This window comes from Sunxiuqinia sp. A32, from assembly GCF_052690465.1.
The window spans coordinates 1-19,321 of sequence record NZ_JBQYLI010000008.1 but is presented as its reverse complement, the minus strand read 5'-3'; the positions used below and the strand labels follow the sequence as shown (position 1 = coordinate 19,321).

The window sequence follows — 19,321 nt, the reverse complement described above, 5'->3', positions numbered from 1 at the left end:
ACCTGAAAAGCCGGTATATTTAGTTATTGTTGAAGCTCCTGTAAGGGCTTGGATCGATTTAGTTTCATGAAATTTGTTAACTCTTCCTTAGTAAATACCCATCGACGGCCTAATTTACTGCCTCCGATGGAAGGGCGGTGCTTTCTCAATGTACCTACCGGTATTCGAAGGAATTCAGCCGCTTCATCTATTGTATAATTTTGTTGCATAACCAATTATTTTGATTAGTATTTAACAACAAAGCTACCACTGGCACACTTTAAAAGCCAATTTAACTTTAGGTCGTTTTTTATAAAAATATCACTTATTTCGACCTAATAGGTTAGCTAGTAAATAAATCGAGCTTATGAAACGTCCTACGAAGATATTCTTCTGGAGGATTTGTTTTTGTCAATTGTATATACCCCCAATCTATTCCAATTGTAATACAAAACCTATAAATAAAACGATATACATCTGAATTTGAGCTATTTCTATAAAATGTTTTATCTTTCAAAAAAAGGAAAAAAGGCCACAAACTATTTCTTAAGAATTCGGCCCTATATTTGGCAGATGTTTCGGGCTCATCGTCTGTAACTGATTCTAGTGCTTTAATAAATTTTGAAAGTTCATTTTTTTGACAAAAAGAAAAAAAATTTCTTAACAGAATCTCACTTGTAAATTTGATGTGACCATTTTTTGTTTCAAATTCAAGCATATTAAGCTTAATCCTTTTACCACTGTCAAGCATTTCTTTAAAAAGCTCTAATTCTTCTTTTAGTTTTTTATTCTTTTTACCTCTATCTGTTTCGATTCCCCAATTAATAAAGTACCAATTATAGGCTATTTCATGCCAAACTATAAACATCTCATCATAACTACTCTCAAGTTTTTCATCTTTTACTAAGTTTTCAAAAGCTATTAATTTATTATTGTAGTCGGGGATGTATCTTAAATCAATAACTTCCGAGTAAGATCTTTCCCATGAATAGAGGTACTTGTGTAGAACTGAACCTTCAAGTTCTATTTTATTTGGATTATTTTTTTCATCTGTGTGCATTAGCTTAGAACTTTATGGCTTGTTTGTATACTTCCTTTATTTGATCATCTTCAAAACCTTCTAAATAGGCTTCGGTTGTTTTAGTGTCGTGATGTCCTAGCTGATCTCCTATCATTTTGACCGGAGCCCCGGCCCTTAAAAGCTGGGTGGCTATACTGTGGCGACTCACATAGGTAGTAATCCTTTTTTCGATACCTAGTTTGGGTGCAATATGCTTCATCGCAGTATTAACGGATTTTACAAATTTTTTGGTTTGCTCCTTAACCTGGCTAGCTGTCATATCTTTCTTCAAAACAGGCAACATGAACGGTTCATCTGGATTTACATATTTCCACTTTTCTATTATTGCCTTTGCTGCTCCAGAATATGGGATATTGATTTCCTTTTTCCTTTTTGCAGTTCTTTTCGTTTTTTGACGAACGAAATATATAAATCCATTGTGAATATTATTTTCTTTGAGTAGGCATAAGTCTATGGGATTAAGACCACCTAATAAATACATCAACTTCCATGAATCCAGGAAAAAGCTGTACGGATGTTTTTCAGGTAAGGAATAATTGAAGATTGCCTCTAGTTCTTGCCGTTCAAGCGCTATCTTTCTTCCTCCCCCTTTGGGAATGGTAAATTTATTATCTCCCTCCCCAAATGGATAATGATTTGTTATTCCGTTTTTTTTAGCTGAATTAAATAAAGCACGAAGGGCACGTAAATACATGCCAGTTGTAGTATCAGAGTTGCCTTTCCTTTCCATCCAACTTTGATACTTAGATAATCGATCAACCGTGAAATACTCAAATTGCACCTCTTTACCTGAAGCAAATTTTTTCAAAGAGTTTTTAGCATCCGTGTAGCTATTAGCGGTCCCAATTCTATCATCATCTTTCAATTGTTGGATCATTTCCTCGAATTGAGAAAACACTTTATTTTGTCTGCTTTGCCTAATTGTCAGCTGGTTTTTAAAACCATCAAAAGTAAATGGAGTTAAGCTATCTGCTTTCTTTTGGGCGTCCAGTTCAATGCCTTTAAAAACAATCTGTAGCTCTTTGAACGTCATCCGGGCTTTTGGGCTCATGATCTTTTCATACAGATCCTTCTTGATTGAGAAATTTCCTTTGCCGTCATATCGATAAGGCTCCAGCTTGGAATCAGAAAGTTTTGTATTCACCTTCTCTTTGGGAATACCAAAATAACGCCTTTTCCTATCGTAGGTAGCTCTTATTTTTAACGGATAAAGTCCATCTGACTTTTCCTCTCGTGTGTCTAGAAAAATAGATATCGTTGCTCCCATGTGTATCAAATTTAAAACATATAACACAATTTGACACACAAATTTAAATAATATTGATTTATTTTGTGTATTTATGAACACTTTAGTATTCACTAAGTTATCAACAAACAAAGGGTCTTGAGAAATATTGAAGCACTATTGAGAAATATCTAAATTCTGACTACGGATCAGGAGGTTAGGGGTTCGAGTCCCTTCAGGTTCACTCGAAAAAAGCAACTAAGAAAATCTTAGTTGCTTTTTCATTTTATAACCTGTCTTCCAGTATTTCTTTTACCAAATCAGGTCCAATATCCTGCTTTTCTCCCAGTCTAGAACCACGAGTTTCAAATCGCTTGGTAATTTTACCAATGGTTTCTTCTGAAACTGAATAATCTGGCAATTTTGTTTTAATACCAACCGATTCAAAAAATTTGATCGTGCTCTGGATAGTTTGATCAATTCGTTCATCAACACTCCCCTCTTTAATTCCCCAAATTCGTTCGCCATATTGAAGAATTTTATCTTGCTTTTCTTTTCTGCGAACATGCATCATTCCCGGCAAAACAATCGCCAATGTTTGTGCATGATCAATTCCGTGATAAGCGGTAAGTTCGTGTCCAATCATATGTGTTGCCCAGTCTTGCGGCACACCCATCCCTATTAATCCATTTAAAGCCATGGTTGCACTCCACATGAAATTTGCAGCTGCATCATAGTCCGTACGATCAGCAAGTACTTTTGGACCTTCTTCTATCAATGTATGCAAAATACCCTCCGCAAATCGATCCTGAATAGGAGAATTAACCGGATACGTCAAATATTGCTCCATCACATGCACAAACGCATCAACAATACCATTAGCCAACTGACGATCGGGCAATGAGAAAATAACTTCCGGATCAAGAACTGAAAAATTTGGCATTACAGCAGGCGAACCAAAAGCTAACTTTTCCTGCGTTTCAGCACGGGTGATTACTGAATTTCCATTCATCTCTGATCCTGTAGCAGGCAGCGTTAAAACCGCACCAATTGGTAGCGCTTTTTTCACAAAAACCTTTCCGCTTTTTGCCAAAATATCCCAAGGATCATCCCCTTCATACAAAACAGCTGCTGCAATAAATTTGGTTCCATCTAGCACAGAACCTCCACCTACAGACAATAAATAGTCTATCTTTTCTGCTTTGATAATTTCTACAGCTTTCATTAAGGTTTCATAATGAGGATTTGGCTCTATTCCACCAAACTCAACAATATTTAGTCCTTCAGTAGCTTTTTTAACCTGATCATAAACTCCATTTTTGAAAATACTACCTCCACCGTAGGTAAGCATTATCTTTCTATCACTGGGAATTGCTTTAGACAACTTACTTATTTGTCCTTTCCCAAAAATTATTTTCACCGGATTTTTAAACTCAAAATTGTACATGCTTTTATTTTAATAAGTTGAAGTGTACAAATTTAAGAAAATGACAGGCTTAATTATCTGACATTAAGAAATATTTACAATACTCTATAAATATCAAACTCAGAAAATCGCAAAAACGCAAACTAAATTTTTGATACCAATGACTCCACTTTTGTCCAGAAATTTTCATCAAGAAGTCGCGCACTTCCGACCAAAGCTGCCGATTCCTTTAATTCTGAGATTACCACTTCAACCTGAATATTTTTCTCCTTTAAGATTCGATTAAACTCTTTACCAAACAAAGAGTAGGCGCCAGAAATATTACCGCCAATAACCAGACAGTCAACCTGAAATTTCGCAAATAACGGAATAAGAAAATTTGCTAAATTCTCGCCAAACTTTTCAAATATGCTATTCGCAATTGAATCATTGGCAGCTAACTCAGCCAGCTGTTTCACTCCAGAGCATGTTTCCCCCGATTGTTTTTTATATTCGGCAATAAACCAACGGGTTGAAAAATAATCATCAGCAATACTGTCTTCATAGGGAATGTGATAAACATAGCCCTTTTCGGGAACCCGATCTCCTTCTACAACCGGAATGCTATTGGTCAAAAATGCGGAGCCAAAACCTGTTCCAAGCGTGATAGCCATTACATTTTTATAGGTAGATGCCTGGCCATTCCAACACTCACCTACTGCAAAAGAAATTGCGTCATTCAAATAACGAAAAGGCATGCTAACTGGCAGGGTTAGTATTTTTTTCAGTTCCTTTCCAACGTTTACGCCATAAAGATTATCATACTTTGCCACATCTTTTATCAATGAAATACCATTTTGATAATCAAAAGGACCTGGCATTGCAAAACCAATACCGGCAAGTTTATATTCACTAGCTGAATTCATGGTTTTACGAATGGCTTTCGCCCAATTTTCAATGATCGCTTGAGCTGATGCCTGATTATCCACCTTTTCAACAGCTAAACTTTCTTGTTGGATTACGCCGTGATCAATATCAACCAATACTGAACTTATATGACTTCCCCCAACATCAACGCCAATTGCAAAGTTTTTTTTCATATGAGATGTATCTATTTCATAAAAGCAACAACAACCATTGCCTCTTCAGATGAATTATTTATCAAAGTATAGCTCTTTGAAGCAGCCGGTACAACGAAACTTTCAGCATACTGGAATATTTCGCTTTGTCCATTTCCGGATTCAATTTTTATAGAGGTTCCTTCGACCAGGCTCAAAACATGAAATTTTCCATTGGTATGGATTTTCACAGAAGATTTAAAATGATACCGATGGACCCGATAGGTATGTTTATCATGAGTTGGCAACTCATATTGTTTCCAATCGGCTCCAGTTTGCATTAAAACAGGTTGAGATATTAACTCTTTCTTCGCTTTCTCTCCTTTCCTGTCAAAATATAGATTTTTCATCCCATGGTCAATGTTCAATGGCCGAGGATTTCCATCTAAATCCGGACGAACCCAGTCGTACATCTTGAAAGTAAAAATATAGGGAGTCGTACTAATTTCAAGGACAAGATTATCAATTCCTGAACCATGGATTGTACCTGGAGGAATTAGAAACAAATCGTGTTTCTTAGCCGGATGAACCTGAACAAATTCCGTAATATCAATCGCTGTATTGGTATTAAAACTATTCCAAAGTGCAGTTTCAAATTTAGCAGGATCAATATCTTCCTGAAATCCAAGATACACCGAAGCATCATTTTTTCTATCAAGTATATAGTAAGTTTCTTCCTGTGTAATATCTTCCCCAAAGTGTGATTTACAATATTCTGTCCGTGGATGACATTGTACAGATAAATTTCCACCATCAAAAGTATCAAGAAAATCAAATCGAATTGGGAACTCGTCTCCATACTTCTCTCGGTCAACTCCCATTACATCATCACCACTTTCATACATTAAAAAGTCGAAAGACACTTCTAGCAGCAAATTAGAGCTTTCGAACACAATCCCGTTTTCCGGGGTAATTAGTTCAAATGACCAGGCATAATTCTGAGCTTCCAAATTTAATCCCTTGATATTTTCTTTGATCCACTGGCCACCCCAAACGCCGGGTTCAAACCATGGGCGAGCCCTAAAAAAGTTTTTGCCCATTGATTTTAACCCTTTTCGCAATTTAACTCCATCCATCCAGTTAAAAACATCAACATGTTGTCCATCAACAATTGCATCAATGTTCTCTACAATTTCCTTTTTATGCCTGTTTAACACAATCCAATCAACAAAGTAATATCGTTTGTACATTAACTTCATATCAAGAGGCTCACTAAGTCCCAGATTACAAATGCTTTTAGCTCTTGCCCGAAATTGAAGTTCATTCTTTGGAAGATCAATATAAATAAGGAAACCACCCCATGCTGAAAGCGCAGCACCAGAACCATAAACGATATTTATATCTGCTTTTTCATCTGCCTTAATTTTGGACAATTTTTCACGATCGAAAAAATCAATTAGTTTAAGCGTTGTCCGAGTTCCAAATATTGAGTCCTTCTCTCCCATGAAAGGCAAAATTCGGCGATCAATTTCGTCCTCTGGTAAAAAGGATTCTTCTATATTGATCCAATTTGCCTGCACTCCCAACTCATTTAAAGCCTTGTCTAATTGCTCCCGGAAAGAATAAAAAAATACACCGACGTATCCATCCACAATAACTCTTGATTCATTTCTAATTCGCTCAGCAAGCTTTTTAAAATCGTTTGAAATTAAATTCGGTTCAAGTTTATAGCTCGGATAAATATCATAACCTTCAGGTAATTCCCCTTCTTTTATAGCCGGCATTAAAAACTGTGTTGTTTTTCTTTTAGTGTCCATATTCTTTTTCTAATCTATCTAAGTTCTAATCTTTACTTTTCTCGCCCATTATCTGAGCTAATTCAACTCTTAAAAACACTGGACGGTAATTATTTACATCTTCAAAAACCTTTGAAATTTTCAGTGAATTGACATTGTAGCAAATAACTAGCTTACCATCTTCAATATATTGTGGATGAGCCATTGCATTATAGGTAATAATATCGTTATCTGATTCAGTTTCTGTAGTGCGATACACCATTTGCTTATTTCTCCAGGGACCAAAAGGAGAATCTGCGATGTAGGTATATATCTCCCCAGCACCTATTCCACGCTGCTGAGAAAGTAAAACATATTTATCCTGATACTTAAAAACTGAAAACTGCTCAGATATATTACTGCTGGTTCCCAACATTGGCTTTGTTGATTCAGGATCATTCGACCATTGCTCACCATCGTAAAATTCAACATTTTCAAGGTCCAATGATTTTTGAGCTAACACCTTCGTTCTGCAAACATGTGCATTGCAAATATTATCTTCTCCGGGTTTGCTTCCATAGATATATTTATACTCACCATCATCCAGAACGGCATGTCCCCAATGCACCCCATTTATTAAGCTATACTCAAATGGTTCAACCGAAATCAATTCAAAATCGGGCCATGAATATTTAAAGTAATCCGTATTAACAAATTTAAAACCCCACATTTCGGCTCCGTTGATCCAAAAACGAGACATAAAAAAATGAAAAATACTGTCCTGAACAAAACCATGTCCCGGCCAATAAAAACGCCCCGGATCATTTTCGGGTATTACAAATGACTCAGGATCATCACATTCTCCCTGATATAACGTTTCAGAACTTTTCACTTCAGGATCGACAACAATAAAAGTATTGTTGATCATCTTTGTCGTTGAATCGCGCTTGCCCTCTATAACCTCACCTAAAAAACTGTCTCCCATCATGAACACAGAGCTGCCATCCGGCATTAAAACTGAAATTGTACCATCGGCACCTGTTGTTCCTCCAAAATCCCGTTGAAATAGCTGATTCAACCTCTGATCAACCGAAAGTTGTTTTTCTTGCTTTACCTGCTTATTCTGACAGGCAATAAAACCAAAAATAAATATTGCTGCTATTAATTTATGTAATTTCATTTCAAACTATTTTGCTGTTACCAATCACCCTCTATTTAATTCCCCATTGCTTATTAGGGGTATCTCCCAGAATTAATTTTAGATTTCCACCTTTTGCAAAATCCTTGTGGCTAAACCAAAATGTATTTAGTGGATTGCCATTCAAATAGGCTTGCTGCACATACATATTCTCTTTAGAGTTGTTCTCCGTCTGAATAACAAATGAATCTCCATCATAATATCGCTTGTCCAGTTCAATAGTGATCTTATCAAAAACAGGGCTGGTTATTTCATAAACTGGATTTTGATTCACATTTCCCTGTAGACTAAACAAACCAATAGACATTAATCCACTGACACCCCCCATCTGTCCTTGATCTTCGTCGTGACCACCATAACCAATATCAGGAGTAATTCCACCATAAGCCTGCTCATTTACCTTTCGAACCCAATATTGTGTTAACCATGGCTTTGCTGCATAGTTAAATACATGAGCATTCGAACATCCAGGTTGATTTGCATAGCTTACATATCCATCATTATAAGCAAAAACAAAATCGCTCGGCTCAGCCATTTCAAAAGCATAGTTCAATTTATCAGAGAGGACGTCATTACCTCCCATTAAAGCGGCAAGACCTTCAATATCATGAGATACCGCCCAGGTAGCCTGCCATGCATTTGCTTCCACCCAACCGGCACCAGCCAATGGATCTTTATGCATAAATTTTCCATCCCGATCTTTTGGAAAGAGTAACTTTTGTTCTGAATCGAACAGCTTCTTCCAACCTTCAGAGCGCTTGCTGAAAAATCGATAATCTTTCTTATTTCCCATTTTTTGCGCCATTTGAGAGGCAGCATAATCCTGAAAAACAGCTTCAATAGTAATACCGGCATTCCCTGGCCAAAATCCATTTTCGGTGTAGAACTCGATATCTTTACTATCACCTAACATACCACCTGGTAACTGATTTTGCCTGATTACCTTATATGCTGTTTTTTCATCTACTTTCGTTAACATCCCTTTCATGTATGCACTCACAATTATATTAGTTGCAGGGCAACTGGTCATAATATAGGAATAGCCCCCTCCACATGGGCCTCTGGGAAGTAAATATCCATTCTCTGCATATTGAACCATTGAAGCCGACAATTCATCTAAATACTCGGGCCAGGCCAGTCCCCAGAATACGTTTAAATTCCATTGGGTTAACCACAATGCATCCGTATTATACATATTGAACTTCAGCTTTCCATCCGCATCTTTAGGCAATGTTTTAATTTTAAACACAGCATCCGTAAATGTACCATCTCTTTTACCCTGCGTTCGATCAGGATAATCTCCGCTAACATCATTAATTTTCTGGCGTCCCATTAACACATGCCAGAGATCGGTGTAAAACTTAATTTGTTGTTGAACCGTGCCACCTTCTACTTTGATTTTACCCAACTGATCATTCCAGATATTGCGAGAATCATTTCGAACCTGATCAAAATCCCAACCGGGACATTCGGCAAGTAGGTTGTTTCGTGCATTATCAATACTAGTGTATGAAACTGCGATTTTTAAGTTTAATTCATCAGCAGCCTTTACATCATAACAAGCTTCAATTCCGGCACTATCACCAGCGATCTCATCAATTTTTGCATATCTATTCTGTCCTTGCCACGCGTCAAGCGAGTCAAAAGGCTTATCGAATTGTGCAACGAAATAAATCTGGACATCTTTTGGTCCACCCCAAAAACGATCAGTTGCATTAAAGGTACCTTCTATTTCAAAGTCATTTACTTTTTTTACTTCCGCATCTTTCATGGTACAGTTTCCAATATACCCTCCCAGATTAATTAAAATCTTGGCCTTCATAGATTCTGTAAACTTAAACCGATGAAAAGTGACACGCTCAGTAGATGTCAACTCCACCCAGGTTTTATGGTCACGCAAAAACACCCGCTGATATCCAGGTTGTGCAATTTCATCATCATGGCTAAAGGCTGATTTCCATGCTTGTTCTCCTAAAGTTGGATCAACAGTTCCAGTTACCGGCATTACCTCAATTCCAGAAATCATCCAGGTATGAATTTGAGGAAAGCCCAGGATTTCTGTTTCATTGTAATTGTAACCTCCTCCTCCCTGGTTTTTATTTCTTGTCATTGGCGCAGTACCAACCATACCAAAGGGCCGTGTTCCCGGCACAAAAAAGAAGTATCGTCCCCGGTTTGTTTCGATAAAAGGATCAACTGTTGCAACGTAATCTTTGTATTGGCTAAATGCCGGGAATACCTCAATTTCGGAAAAACCCAGATCCTTCCCGGTTCCATCGGTTACAATGAACTTAATCCAATCAACTTTTTTAGGTTCAAATGAAATGGCCCTTGCGGTACCATCATTAGGTATTTGATTTACCCATAGCATACTTCCATCACTAAATAGCAATTTACCACCAGCAATATGTTCCTGCTTCGATGAACGATCATACAACACAATTTTATCTATTTCCTGTGTATTATCCCACTCAAGCTGTACCCATGGAAATCGAATATACCCCCAACTTGTAGAGACTCCTTCACAAGCCCACTCTCCTTTTCCGTCAACACCAATAATTCCATCCACAATGTTTTTTGACGCAAATTTTTCATTTAACATTGTCGATGAAGTCACCTTTGCATTCGGTGCAATGTTATTCGGACCAGCCAAAACATCAGAACAGTAGACAATAGAAATCAGAATTAAAAGGATTTGCTTTTGCATAACAATTTGGTTTTTAATTAGTAAACAACCGAAACAAACTAGATTAAATTAGTTCCAACGAGATATAACCCATTAATAAAATTCAAATTTATCATTTTTTGTTCATACAATTACTATATATGTTCATACATATTATAAATATTTTGAAATTTAGAATTATTCCATAAATTAATTTACGAAAAATTCCACCTTAAACTCCCTTATAGTCTATACGGTTATATTTGTTCATACAAACAAATCAATGTAAATACTTTTGACCTATATTTGTACTTCTAGCATTGGAACAAATAAAATTCTAGACTTTAACACACATGAAACCTAAAATCGATCATAAAAGCACTACCCCACTTCACACGCAAGCCGAATTATACCTTCGTGAATTAATCGCAGAGAAAGAATACCAAAACGGAAAACTTTTGCCTAGTGAAGTTGAGCTTTCAAAACAAATGGGAATATCCAGAAACACCTTAAGACATTCACTTAATAAATTGGTTAATGAAGGACTTCTTGTCCGGAAAAAAGGTTTTGGAACCAAAGTCGCAACAAAAGGCATCTCTGGGAGAGCAAAAAACTGGTTGAGTTTTTCCCAGGAAATGAAAGCTTTAGGAATGACTGTTCATAATTTTGAATTACATATTAGCTGGGTGGAACCAGAAAGAGATGTTCTTTCTTTTTTCGAACTAGGGGCGGGCACAAAAATTTTTAGTCTGGAACGATTGCGTGGTAAAGAAAATTTCCCCTTCGTTTATTTCGTCTCCTATTTTAATCCATCGATTGGAATATCGGGCAATGATGATTTCAGCAAACCACTGTACGAAATTCTAGAAGAGAAATATAACGTTAAAGCAACGCTATCCTACGAAGAAATAAGTGCAATTAAAGCCACGCCGTTTCTATGCAAAAAGCTCAACGTTTCTCCGGACGAACCCGTTTTATTCAGGAAAAGATTTGTTTATGATGAAAATAAAAATCCGATTGAGTTTAACTACGGATATTACAGAGGAGACAGTTTTGTATATACAGTAGAAAGTGAACGAAAATAATCAAAATCGATTAGTCTAATAACTCGCGGGCAGTTCCCCTGGCAGTTTCCGATTTACGGTCTCCACTAAGCATTTGAGCAAGTTCTTCAACTCTCTCTTCATCATTTAATTTGCGTATTGAAGTATACGTTTCATTATTCTCGTCGAATTTATACACCTGATAATGATGATCGCCCTTACCTGCAATTTGTGGCAGGTGAGTAATATTTATCACTTGCATATTTTCAGATAATTCCTTCAATATTTCGCCCATTTTCAATGCAGTTTCTCCTGAGATACCAGTATCTATTTCATCGAATATGATCGTTGGCAAAGATTTACTATCATTTATTAATGTTTTCAATGCCAGCATTAAACGAGACATTTCGCCACCTGAGGCTATTTTGGAAATTTCCTGCGCCACTGAATTTTTGTTAGCAGAAAATAAGAAGCGAACTTCATCACGCCCGTATAATCCGAAATCAGCCAATGAATTAAATTGCAAGGAAAATTCAGCATTTGCCATATTTAACTTATTCAGGATAGAAACTACTTTATCCTGTATATTTTTGGCAACTGATTTCCTTCTTGAATTTAGAATGTCTGCCTTTTCTTTCAATTGTGCTTCCAGATCAACAATCACCTTTTCTAAGCGCGCAATTTCTTCATCGAAAGATGTTACCTGATTAATCTTGCCTTCCAATTCTTCCTTAATCTGAACCAATTCGCCAACAGAAGAAACCCTAAATTTTTGCTGAAGTGAATATATCAAATCGAGCCTATCTGCAACAAATTGAATTCGACCAGGATCATGTTCTGTTTTCTCGGATATTGCTTCACTTTCAGAAGACATATCTTTCAACTCTATATAACAAGACTCCAATCGGGCATGCAGTTCTCTAGCCTCCGGGAGATATTCAGTCAGTTTAGATAGCTGATTCAATCGCTCTTTTAAGGTTGACAGTATTGGCAATTCGCCACCATCCAGTTCTTCAGCAAGCTGCCCAAAAGTAAGTTTTATATCTTCGGCATGTTCTAATGCTGCCTGCTCACTCTCAAGCTTTTCCAGTTCATCTACATTCAATCTAGCTTCATCCAATTGATTAAACTGAAACTGGAAATAATCTAAATCAGCTTTTGCTTTCTCGGCTTCTTCCTTTAGGTTTTTTAGACTTATTTTATTTTGCTGAAAGTCGTTATATAATTTGGAATATTCTCTAAGGATTTCAGTATTCTTAGCTACCAGGTCAACCAATTTCAATTGAAAAGACCGGTTGTTTAATTCCAGATTTTGATGTTGCGAATGAATGTCAATAAGCATCAAAGCCAATTGTTGAATTACATCCAAAGTAACAGGGGTGTCATTGATAAATGCTCTTGATTTTCCGGAGGGTACAATCTCCCTGCGAAGAATAGTCATTTCATCAAAATCTAAATCATGTTTCTGAAAAAATCGTTCCAGTTGATAACCTGCAATTGAAAATATTCCTTCAACAGTACACTTCTTCTCTTTCCTCCTTAACGAATTTAAATCAGCTCGCTGACCGAGAATCAATCCCAATGCACCTAATATAATCGATTTTCCAGCTCCGGTTTCGCCGGTCAGAATATTAAAACCAGTTTCAAAATCAATTGACAACTGGTCGATAAGCGCATAATTTCTTATATGAAGTGATTTCAGCACAAAAGTCTATTTTAATTAAAATGCTTCCGCCTCCCTAATCTTTTCGTACTTACTTCCATTCGAAGGATCTACCTCATTCAAAATGGTTAAAACACGATTTTTCTCGTCAGGATATGATTTTGAAAAGATATTGACTAACTCATCAGTCTTTGCATCAAAAAATACTTGTAAAATATATAATGATGGTCTGGTTCTAAATACTTTTTGAATCGATTTCAATGATTCTGCAATTTGAGAACGGCCCTCTTCAACCTTTGTACTCATCACATCCATCCCCTGGCGATGATACTGATACATACAACTGCGAAATGGTGCATACGACTTATTCAGCAGATTCTCAACCAACCAATAACGATTACGCTCACTTTCATAGGCTTTCCAGCCCTTCTCCCTGGCATTTTGAGAATTATTCACAATTTGTTGAGCCTTTTGATAAAATTGAGTTCCACCTTCCGGCGAAAATGAATCGTAATCAATTCCTAATATTATGTAGGCATAATAGGCCATAATATTGGTTAGGTTATCACGATTGGAAGTTTCATTAAACTCCATTGTCTGATACTCAATATACCTGGCCTGAAAGTCATTATCCTTAATATTCAACAGAATAGTTTCAAAAGACGAATTAAATACTGGACGTCTAACCTGAACCTGAATACTTCCTCTAAATTCATCGGAAGAGATTTGTTCGTCTAAACGGATAAATATGTTACACTCAATCCGTTCATCCATCGAATAAACATGGTTAGTCCACTTTCGATTATTCATGAACTCATACAAATCGGCCTGCATGGTTCGAAAGATATTTCGGTTTGCCCCTTGAATTTTTTGAGCGGAGATACTGATATTACAACGCAATTCCTGCGAAAAACCACTAATAACGAATGTGACTATAAATAAGGAGATTATGCTCAGCTTCTTCATAAAATGAATTCTTTCCTGTGAAGTAAAAATAATCAAATTATACAGAAGTTTTACATTTTCGCGAACTCTTCAACAATCTTTCCAACAAGATCGGCAGCAACTTCTGTCTTCTGTTTTAACTCAAATTTCTGAGCTTTATTGTCTTTTGAAAGGATCGTAATTTTATTGGTATCAACTCCAAATCCAGCGCCTTTGTCCTGCAATGAATTTAGTACAATAAAATCAAGATTTTTCTTTTGGAGTTTTGCAACGGCATTATTCATCTCATTCTGAGTTTCCAGCGCAAAGCCAACCAATAACTGACCTTCTTTTTTCATTGTCCCCAGACAAGCAGCTATATCATCGGTTGCCTCCAGCTGTATAGACAAATCTTTCTCTACCCGCTTAATCTTTTGATCAGCTTGCGTCGCTGGTCGATAATCCGCCACAGCTGCACACATTATTGCTGCATCCGTGTTGGGAAATTCAGCCTTCGATACATTTAACATTTCAAGTGCCGATTCTACGTCTACCCTTGTAATATTAGGATGGTTCGTCATTAAACGAACAGGGCCTGTCACTAAAACAACGTCAGCTCCTTGCGAAGCAAGTTCTTCTGCAATGGCAAAACCCATTTTGCCAGAAGAATAATTTCCTATAAATCGTACTGGATCAATTTTCTCGTAGGTAGGTCCGGCAGTAACCAAAACCTTTTTATTCAGCAGTTTTTTTTTTGAGTTGAAAAAGGCAATCACCTCTTCAACTATTTGCTCCGGTTCCTGCATTCGCCCTTTTCCATGCAACCCACTGGCCAACTCTCCTTCCCCCGGTTCCAAAATAATATTACCGTAGGTTCGGAGCGTATCCATATTTTTCAAGGTTGAAGGATGACAAAACATATCCAAATCCATTGCAGGAGCTATCATCACCGGACATTTTGCAGATAAATATGTCGTAATCAACATATTATCACAAACACCCGTCGCCATTTTAGCAATTGTCGCTGCAGTGATTGGAGCTACCAACATTAAATCGGCCCACTGCCCTAAATCAACATGAGAATGCCAGGTTCCATCATTGGCAGCAAAAAATTCAGAAATCACCGGACGCCCGGATAATGCAGACATCGTTACCGGAGTAATAAATTCTTTAGCAGCAGGAGTCATTACAACTTGCACATCGGCACCTTCTTTGACTAGCCCCCTTAAAAGATAAGCCGCCTTGTAGGCAGCTATACTTCCGGTTACACCTAATATAATATGTTTTCCTTCGAGCCTCATAAAAGGCTTATTTTTTTATAATCCCTTGCGGTTTTCTTTTGCAGGATTACGATGATAAATTTGCTTTTGCTTAAACTCTTCGTAAGCAATTAGAGTTGGTTTTGGTAATCTCTCGTAATATTTTGAGATCTCAATTTGCTCACGATTCTCAAAAACTTCTTCCAAGTTATCTGAATATGAGGCAAATTCCTGTAATTTTTGATTCAACTCTTCTTTCATTTCTGAGGAAATTTGATTTGAGCGTTTCGCTAAAATCATTACAGTTTCATAAACATTTCCTGTTTGCTCTTCCAAATCAGTCAAATCACGTGGAATAGTTGTGTTTTCAGCTTTGATCTTCTTAAAATCCATATGTTATAAATTTGTATCTTCTTTATAATTCAACAACTTAGCCGTTGTTTCGTAAAACTTTTCGGCATCTTTTCTAAACTCACTTTCAGGGAATTCATCGACAAAGGTAAAATATTCATCCAAAGCATCGCTTAAACGTTGCTCTTTTTTTTCTTCTACACTCTTGATTGCCAACAAATACTTAGCACGAAGAAGCATAAACATGAGGTCTTCGCGATATCGGGTATCCGGAAAATCCTTCAATGAATTTGTCAATGCAATTACAGCAGCTTTGTAGTTCTCAAGATCGTAATAGAGTTTTCCACTTAAAAACGACTTATATACTAACTTATCGCGTAATTCAATAATCAAACGATTAGCTTCCTCAACCCGATCACTATTCGGATAAAGATTTATATATAACTGAAATGCATCAATCGCTTTTTGTGAAACTTGCTGATCAAGTCGTGGTTTTGGTGATTCCTCGTAAAAACAGATGCCAATCATAAATTGACTTTCTTCAACGTATTGACTTTTTGGAAATTCTTTTACCAATGAACGGAACCAATGTCCAGCAAGTAAATAATCCTTCATACCAAAATGACTCTTGGCATAGTAATAATAAATTTCATCAGCTTTACTGGTTCCCCGGTAAATATTTACCAGTTCCTTCAATAGTCCTGCTGACCTTACAAACTCCTCATCATCATAATACTCTATCGCCTTCTTGTACTTGAATTCGTAATCAGTACTTTTTATAATTTTATTGTAGTCACTACATGAAGTAGTCAACAATAATAATAACATGGCGATAATTCCTGTATATTTCATTTTTAAAAGCATGGCGCAAAGATACATTTTTCATTTAATAATCCGACCGGCAAATTACACAAGAAATGTCTTAGTCCATCACGGTTTAATATAATTTAACAAATTTGTAGACTTCTTAAAAAAAATTACATTTGCACTGTTAATTTTAAAGCATCGCAAAGTGGATATTTTTGAAAAATTTCGTAAAGATAAAGGCGACATAGGGAAACACATGGAAAGAGCACACGGCTACTTTGCATTCCCTAAGCTCGAAGGAGAAATTAGTGCCCGGATGATGTTCCGTGGTAAGGAAGTTCTAACCTGGAGTTTAAATAACTATATTGGATTAGGTAATCATCCTGAGGTACGTGAAGTTGATGCAAAAGCAGCTGCAGATTGGGGACTTGCTTATCCAATGGGTGCTCGTATGATGTCTGGTCAAACGTCAAACCATGAAGAACTTGAAAGACAACTTGCGGACTATGTTGGAAAACCTGATGCATTCCTTTTGAACTTCGGTTACCAGGGAATGGTTTCTATTATTGATGCTATTTGCGGCCGCCATGATGTAATTGTTTATGACAGCGAAGCTCACGCATGTATTTTAGATGGTGTTCGTTTACACATGGGTAAACGTTACGTTTATCCTCATAACGACATTGACAACCTGAAGATTCAACTTAGACGTGCTACCAAATTAGCTGAAAAGCAAGGCGGTGGTGTTTTGGTTATTACAGAAGGTGTTTTCGGAATGTCTGGTGATTTGGGTAAATTGGATGAAATCGTTGCCCTGAAAAAAGAATTTGATTTCCGTTTGTTGGTTGATGATGCTCATGGTTTTGGTGTGATGGGTCCAACTGGCGCTGGTGCTCCTGAGCATTTTGGCGTTCAGGATCAAGTTGACCTTCACTTCTGTACTTTCGCAAAAGCAATGGCCGGTATCGGTGCATTCATTGCCTGTGAAACAGACATCTGTAACTATCTTCGCTATAATATGCGCTCCCAAACTTTTGCCAAGTCTTTGCCAATGCCTATCGTAGTTGGCTCGATGAAGCGTTTGGAGCTATTAAGAACGAAACCTGAATTGCGCGAAAAACTGTGGACGATTGTTAATGCCCTTCAGTCTGGCCTTAAAGAAGCAGGTTTTGATTTAGGAAGAACAAACTCTCCTGTAACTCCAGTATATATGAAAGGTGGAGTTGGAGAAGCAACCAACGTTGTGGTAGACCTACGTGAGAATTTCGGTATTTTCTGTTCTGTGGTTGTTTACCCGGTTATTCCTAAAGGAGAAATTATTTTACGTTTAATTCCTACTGCAATGCACAGTCTGGAAGATGTAAAAATGACAATCGAAGCATTCAAACAGGTGCGTGATCGTTTGGAATCTGGAGCTTATGCAAATTCCGAAGTTCCAGACATGGCCCAATAAAACAATAAAAAATACACCATAAAAAAGAAAGCCATTCTGATTATTCAGAGTGGCTTTCTTTTTTATCAGTAAAGTTGAAAATATTAGTGTTTTTCAGAAAGATATCTTTCTGCATCCATTGCCGCTTTACAACCAGAACCGGCAGCAGTAATCGCCTGACGATAAATTGAATCCATTACATCTCCACAAGCAAAAACGCCGGGAACATTTGTTTTGGAAGTACCTACAACAGTTTTAATATATCCTATTTCGTCTGTTTCTAAATAATCTTTTACAAAATCAGAATTAGGCGTGTGTCCAATTGCTAAAAAGAATCCGTCAATTTTAATTTGAACTTCCTCTTCATTTTCTTCCCCCTTATTCTTCCAAAGCGTAGCTCCTTCCACTACTCCATCGCCAAATAAACCTTTGGTCTGATGTTTCCACAAAATTTCAATATTGGGAACATTTTTTACACGTTCAGCCATCACCCTTGAGGCACGTAAAACGTCGCGTCGTACAATCAAGTAAACTTTATTCGCCAGTGCTGCCAAATATATAGCTTCTTCAGCAGCAGTATCACCGCCACCAACTACAGCGACTTCTTTTCCACGATAGAAAAATCCATCACAGGTTGCACAGGCTGAAACACCACCTCCTGCATATTTTTTTTCATCTTCAAGTCCCAAATATTTCGCAGTAGCACCTGTGGCTAATATTACGGTCTCAGCTTCAATCAACGTTTTCCCATCGATCCAAACTTTATGAATTTCTTCTGAAAAGTCAACTTTTGTGGCATAGCCAAATCGAACGTCCGTACCAAAACGCTCTGCTTGCTTTTTAAAGTCTTCCATCATAACAGGCCCGGTAACTCCTTCCGGATACCCTGGGTAATTTTCAACTTCTGTAGTGGTTGTTAACTGTCCTCCTGGCTGTAAGCCTTCGTACATAACCGGACTAAGGTTTGCGCGAGCAGCATAAATTGCAGCAGTATATCCAGCAGGTCCAGAGCCAATAATTAGACACTTAACTCTTTCAGCTCCATCAATTGGATCCACATTCTCATTTCCCTTTTCCTGAATATTCAATGATTTAAACATATGTGTATTTTTTAGTTTTTTTTTTAGAATTACAAAATTACATTTCATATACATATATACAATATATAATCAATCAATAATAATGAAGATGAAATAGAGTAAAACTATTGTCATAGAAATTTCATTTTGAAAAAAATATCTTTGGAAAGATTCAATCTTTATATACTTTTGCATCCACAAAGATCGGGATGTGGCGCAGTCTGGTAGCGTACTCGTCTGGGGGGCGAGGGGTCGCAAGTTCAAATCTTGTCATCCCGACTAAATTATCAACAAAAGGATGAGGCCGTCTCAAAACAAGTTTTTGGGACGGTTTTTTTTTCTTTCTCATTTGGTTTTTTCCTGGTTCTATTTTTAGT

At 37.1% G+C, this 19,321-nt stretch carries 16 protein-coding genes and 1 tRNA gene; 3 read left to right on the top strand and 14 right to left on the bottom strand.

Features of this window, described 5'->3' with window-relative positions:
- Positions 1-23: 23 nt before the first annotated feature.
- The 8 genes from ACUNWD_RS09945 to ACUNWD_RS09910 form a co-directional block, all read right to left on the bottom strand.
- Positions 24-209, bottom strand: a complete 186-nt coding sequence (locus ACUNWD_RS09945) for a helix-turn-helix domain-containing protein (protein WP_445587652.1) — start codon at positions 207-209, stop codon at positions 24-26.
- A 113-nt stretch (positions 210-322) separates the two neighbouring features.
- The gene (locus ACUNWD_RS09940; protein WP_445587651.1) at positions 323-1,039 is read right to left on the bottom strand and encodes a hypothetical protein; all 717 of its coding nucleotides are present in this window, start codon (positions 1,037-1,039) and stop codon (positions 323-325) included.
- 4 nt (positions 1,040-1,043) lie between these two features.
- A complete protein-coding gene (locus ACUNWD_RS09935) occupies positions 1,044-2,327 on the bottom strand; it encodes a tyrosine-type recombinase/integrase (RefSeq protein WP_445587650.1) in 1,284 nt (427 codons plus the stop codon).
- A gap of 244 nt (positions 2,328-2,571) precedes the next feature.
- Entirely contained in the window at positions 2,572-3,732 is a 1,161-nt protein-coding gene (locus tag ACUNWD_RS09930) for an iron-containing alcohol dehydrogenase (protein WP_445587649.1), read from the bottom strand.
- A 122-nt stretch (positions 3,733-3,854) separates the two neighbouring features.
- Positions 3,855-4,790, bottom strand: a complete 936-nt coding sequence (locus ACUNWD_RS09925; protein ID WP_445587648.1) for an ROK family protein — start codon at positions 4,788-4,790, stop codon at positions 3,855-3,857.
- An 11-nt stretch (positions 4,791-4,801) separates the two neighbouring features.
- A complete protein-coding gene (locus tag ACUNWD_RS09920) occupies positions 4,802-6,565 on the bottom strand; it encodes a class I mannose-6-phosphate isomerase (protein ID WP_445587647.1) in 1,764 nt (587 codons plus the stop codon).
- A gap of 25 nt (positions 6,566-6,590) precedes the next feature.
- A complete protein-coding gene (locus tag ACUNWD_RS09915; protein ID WP_445587646.1) occupies positions 6,591-7,703 on the bottom strand; it encodes a hypothetical protein in 1,113 nt (370 codons plus the stop codon).
- A gap of 31 nt (positions 7,704-7,734) precedes the next feature.
- Positions 7,735-10,428 carry a GH92 family glycosyl hydrolase gene (locus tag ACUNWD_RS09910; RefSeq protein WP_445587645.1) on the bottom strand — a complete coding sequence of 898 codons (2,694 nt, stop codon included), beginning with the start codon at positions 10,426-10,428 and terminating at the stop codon, positions 7,735-7,737.
- 311 nt (positions 10,429-10,739) lie between these two features.
- Here ACUNWD_RS09910 and ACUNWD_RS09905 point away from each other — a divergent pair, with 311 nt between their 5' ends.
- Entirely contained in the window at positions 10,740-11,471 is a 732-nt protein-coding gene (locus ACUNWD_RS09905) for a GntR family transcriptional regulator (protein WP_445587644.1), read from the top strand.
- A 10-nt stretch (positions 11,472-11,481) separates the two neighbouring features.
- Here ACUNWD_RS09905 and recN read toward each other — a convergent pair whose 3' ends face one another.
- Genes recN through ACUNWD_RS09880 form a run of 5 tightly spaced genes read right to left on the bottom strand, consistent with a single transcriptional unit; the run spans position 11,482 to position 16,478 of the window.
- Complete coding sequence (recN, locus tag ACUNWD_RS09900; RefSeq protein ID WP_445587643.1) at positions 11,482-13,134, bottom strand: DNA repair protein RecN; 1,653 nt, start codon at positions 13,132-13,134, stop codon at positions 11,482-11,484.
- A gap of 15 nt (positions 13,135-13,149) precedes the next feature.
- Complete coding sequence (porD, locus tag ACUNWD_RS09895) at positions 13,150-14,058, bottom strand: type IX secretion system protein PorD (RefSeq protein WP_445587642.1); 909 nt, start codon at positions 14,056-14,058, stop codon at positions 13,150-13,152.
- A gap of 50 nt (positions 14,059-14,108) precedes the next feature.
- A complete protein-coding gene (gene coaBC, locus ACUNWD_RS09890) occupies positions 14,109-15,317 on the bottom strand; it encodes a bifunctional phosphopantothenoylcysteine decarboxylase/phosphopantothenate--cysteine ligase CoaBC (protein WP_445587641.1) in 1,209 nt (402 codons plus the stop codon).
- A 15-nt stretch (positions 15,318-15,332) separates the two neighbouring features.
- Positions 15,333-15,668 (bottom strand): DNA-directed RNA polymerase subunit omega, encoded by a 336-nt coding sequence (locus tag ACUNWD_RS09885; protein WP_445587640.1) that lies wholly within the window; start codon positions 15,666-15,668, stop codon positions 15,333-15,335.
- Positions 15,669-15,671: 3 nt separating this feature from the next.
- The gene (locus ACUNWD_RS09880; RefSeq protein WP_445587639.1) at positions 15,672-16,478 is read right to left on the bottom strand and encodes an outer membrane protein assembly factor BamD; all 807 of its coding nucleotides are present in this window, start codon (positions 16,476-16,478) and stop codon (positions 15,672-15,674) included.
- A gap of 160 nt (positions 16,479-16,638) precedes the next feature.
- On the opposite strand from ACUNWD_RS09880, the gene ACUNWD_RS09875 reads away from it, so the two are divergent.
- On the top strand, positions 16,639-17,886 hold the full coding sequence (locus tag ACUNWD_RS09875) for an aminotransferase class I/II-fold pyridoxal phosphate-dependent enzyme (protein ID WP_445587638.1): 1,248 nt from the start codon (positions 16,639-16,641) through the stop codon (positions 17,884-17,886).
- A gap of 83 nt (positions 17,887-17,969) precedes the next feature.
- On the opposite strand, the gene trxB is transcribed toward ACUNWD_RS09875, so the two are convergent.
- Positions 17,970-18,965 carry a thioredoxin-disulfide reductase gene (gene trxB, locus ACUNWD_RS09870; RefSeq protein ID WP_445587637.1) on the bottom strand — a complete coding sequence of 332 codons (996 nt, stop codon included), beginning with the start codon at positions 18,963-18,965 and terminating at the stop codon, positions 17,970-17,972.
- Positions 18,966-19,149: 184 nt separating this feature from the next.
- Between trxB and ACUNWD_RS09865 the strand changes: the two genes are divergently transcribed.
- Positions 19,150-19,223, top strand: a tRNA-Pro gene (locus ACUNWD_RS09865).
- The last annotated feature ends 98 nt before the right edge of the window (positions 19,224-19,321 follow it).

What these genes read in the sequence shown, in the direction of transcription:
- ACUNWD_RS09945 (WP_445587652.1), bottom strand. Translation starts at nt 209, where the DNA reads ATGCAACAAAATTATACAATAGATGAAGCGGCTGAATTCCTTCGAATA.
- ACUNWD_RS09940 (WP_445587651.1), bottom strand. Translation starts at nt 1,039, where the DNA reads ATGCACACAGATGAAAAAAATAATCCAAATAAAATAGAACTTGAAGGT.
- ACUNWD_RS09935 (WP_445587650.1), bottom strand. Translation starts at nt 2,327, where the DNA reads ATGGGAGCAACGATATCTATTTTTCTAGACACACGAGAGGAAAAGTCA.
- ACUNWD_RS09930 (WP_445587649.1), bottom strand. Translation starts at nt 3,732, where the DNA reads ATGTACAATTTTGAGTTTAAAAATCCGGTGAAAATAATTTTTGGGAAA.
- ACUNWD_RS09925 (WP_445587648.1), bottom strand. Translation starts at nt 4,790, where the DNA reads ATGAAAAAAAACTTTGCAATTGGCGTTGATGTTGGGGGAAGTCATATA.
- ACUNWD_RS09920 (WP_445587647.1), bottom strand. Translation starts at nt 6,565, where the DNA reads ATGGACACTAAAAGAAAAACAACACAGTTTTTAATGCCGGCTATAAAA.
- ACUNWD_RS09915 (WP_445587646.1), bottom strand. Translation starts at nt 7,703, where the DNA reads ATGAAATTACATAAATTAATAGCAGCAATATTTATTTTTGGTTTTATT.
- ACUNWD_RS09910 (WP_445587645.1), bottom strand. Translation starts at nt 10,428, where the DNA reads ATGCAAAAGCAAATCCTTTTAATTCTGATTTCTATTGTCTACTGTTCT.
- ACUNWD_RS09905 (WP_445587644.1), top strand. Translation starts at nt 10,740, where the DNA reads ATGAAACCTAAAATCGATCATAAAAGCACTACCCCACTTCACACGCAA.
- porD (WP_445587642.1), bottom strand. Translation starts at nt 14,058, where the DNA reads ATGAAGAAGCTGAGCATAATCTCCTTATTTATAGTCACATTCGTTATT.
- coaBC (WP_445587641.1), bottom strand. Translation starts at nt 15,317, where the DNA reads ATGAGGCTCGAAGGAAAACATATTATATTAGGTGTAACCGGAAGTATA.
- ACUNWD_RS09885 (WP_445587640.1), bottom strand. Translation starts at nt 15,668, where the DNA reads ATGGATTTTAAGAAGATCAAAGCTGAAAACACAACTATTCCACGTGAT.
- ACUNWD_RS09880 (WP_445587639.1), bottom strand. Translation starts at nt 16,478, where the DNA reads ATGAAATATACAGGAATTATCGCCATGTTATTATTATTGTTGACTACT.
- trxB (WP_445587637.1), bottom strand. Translation starts at nt 18,965, where the DNA reads ATGTTTAAATCATTGAATATTCAGGAAAAGGGAAATGAGAATGTGGAT.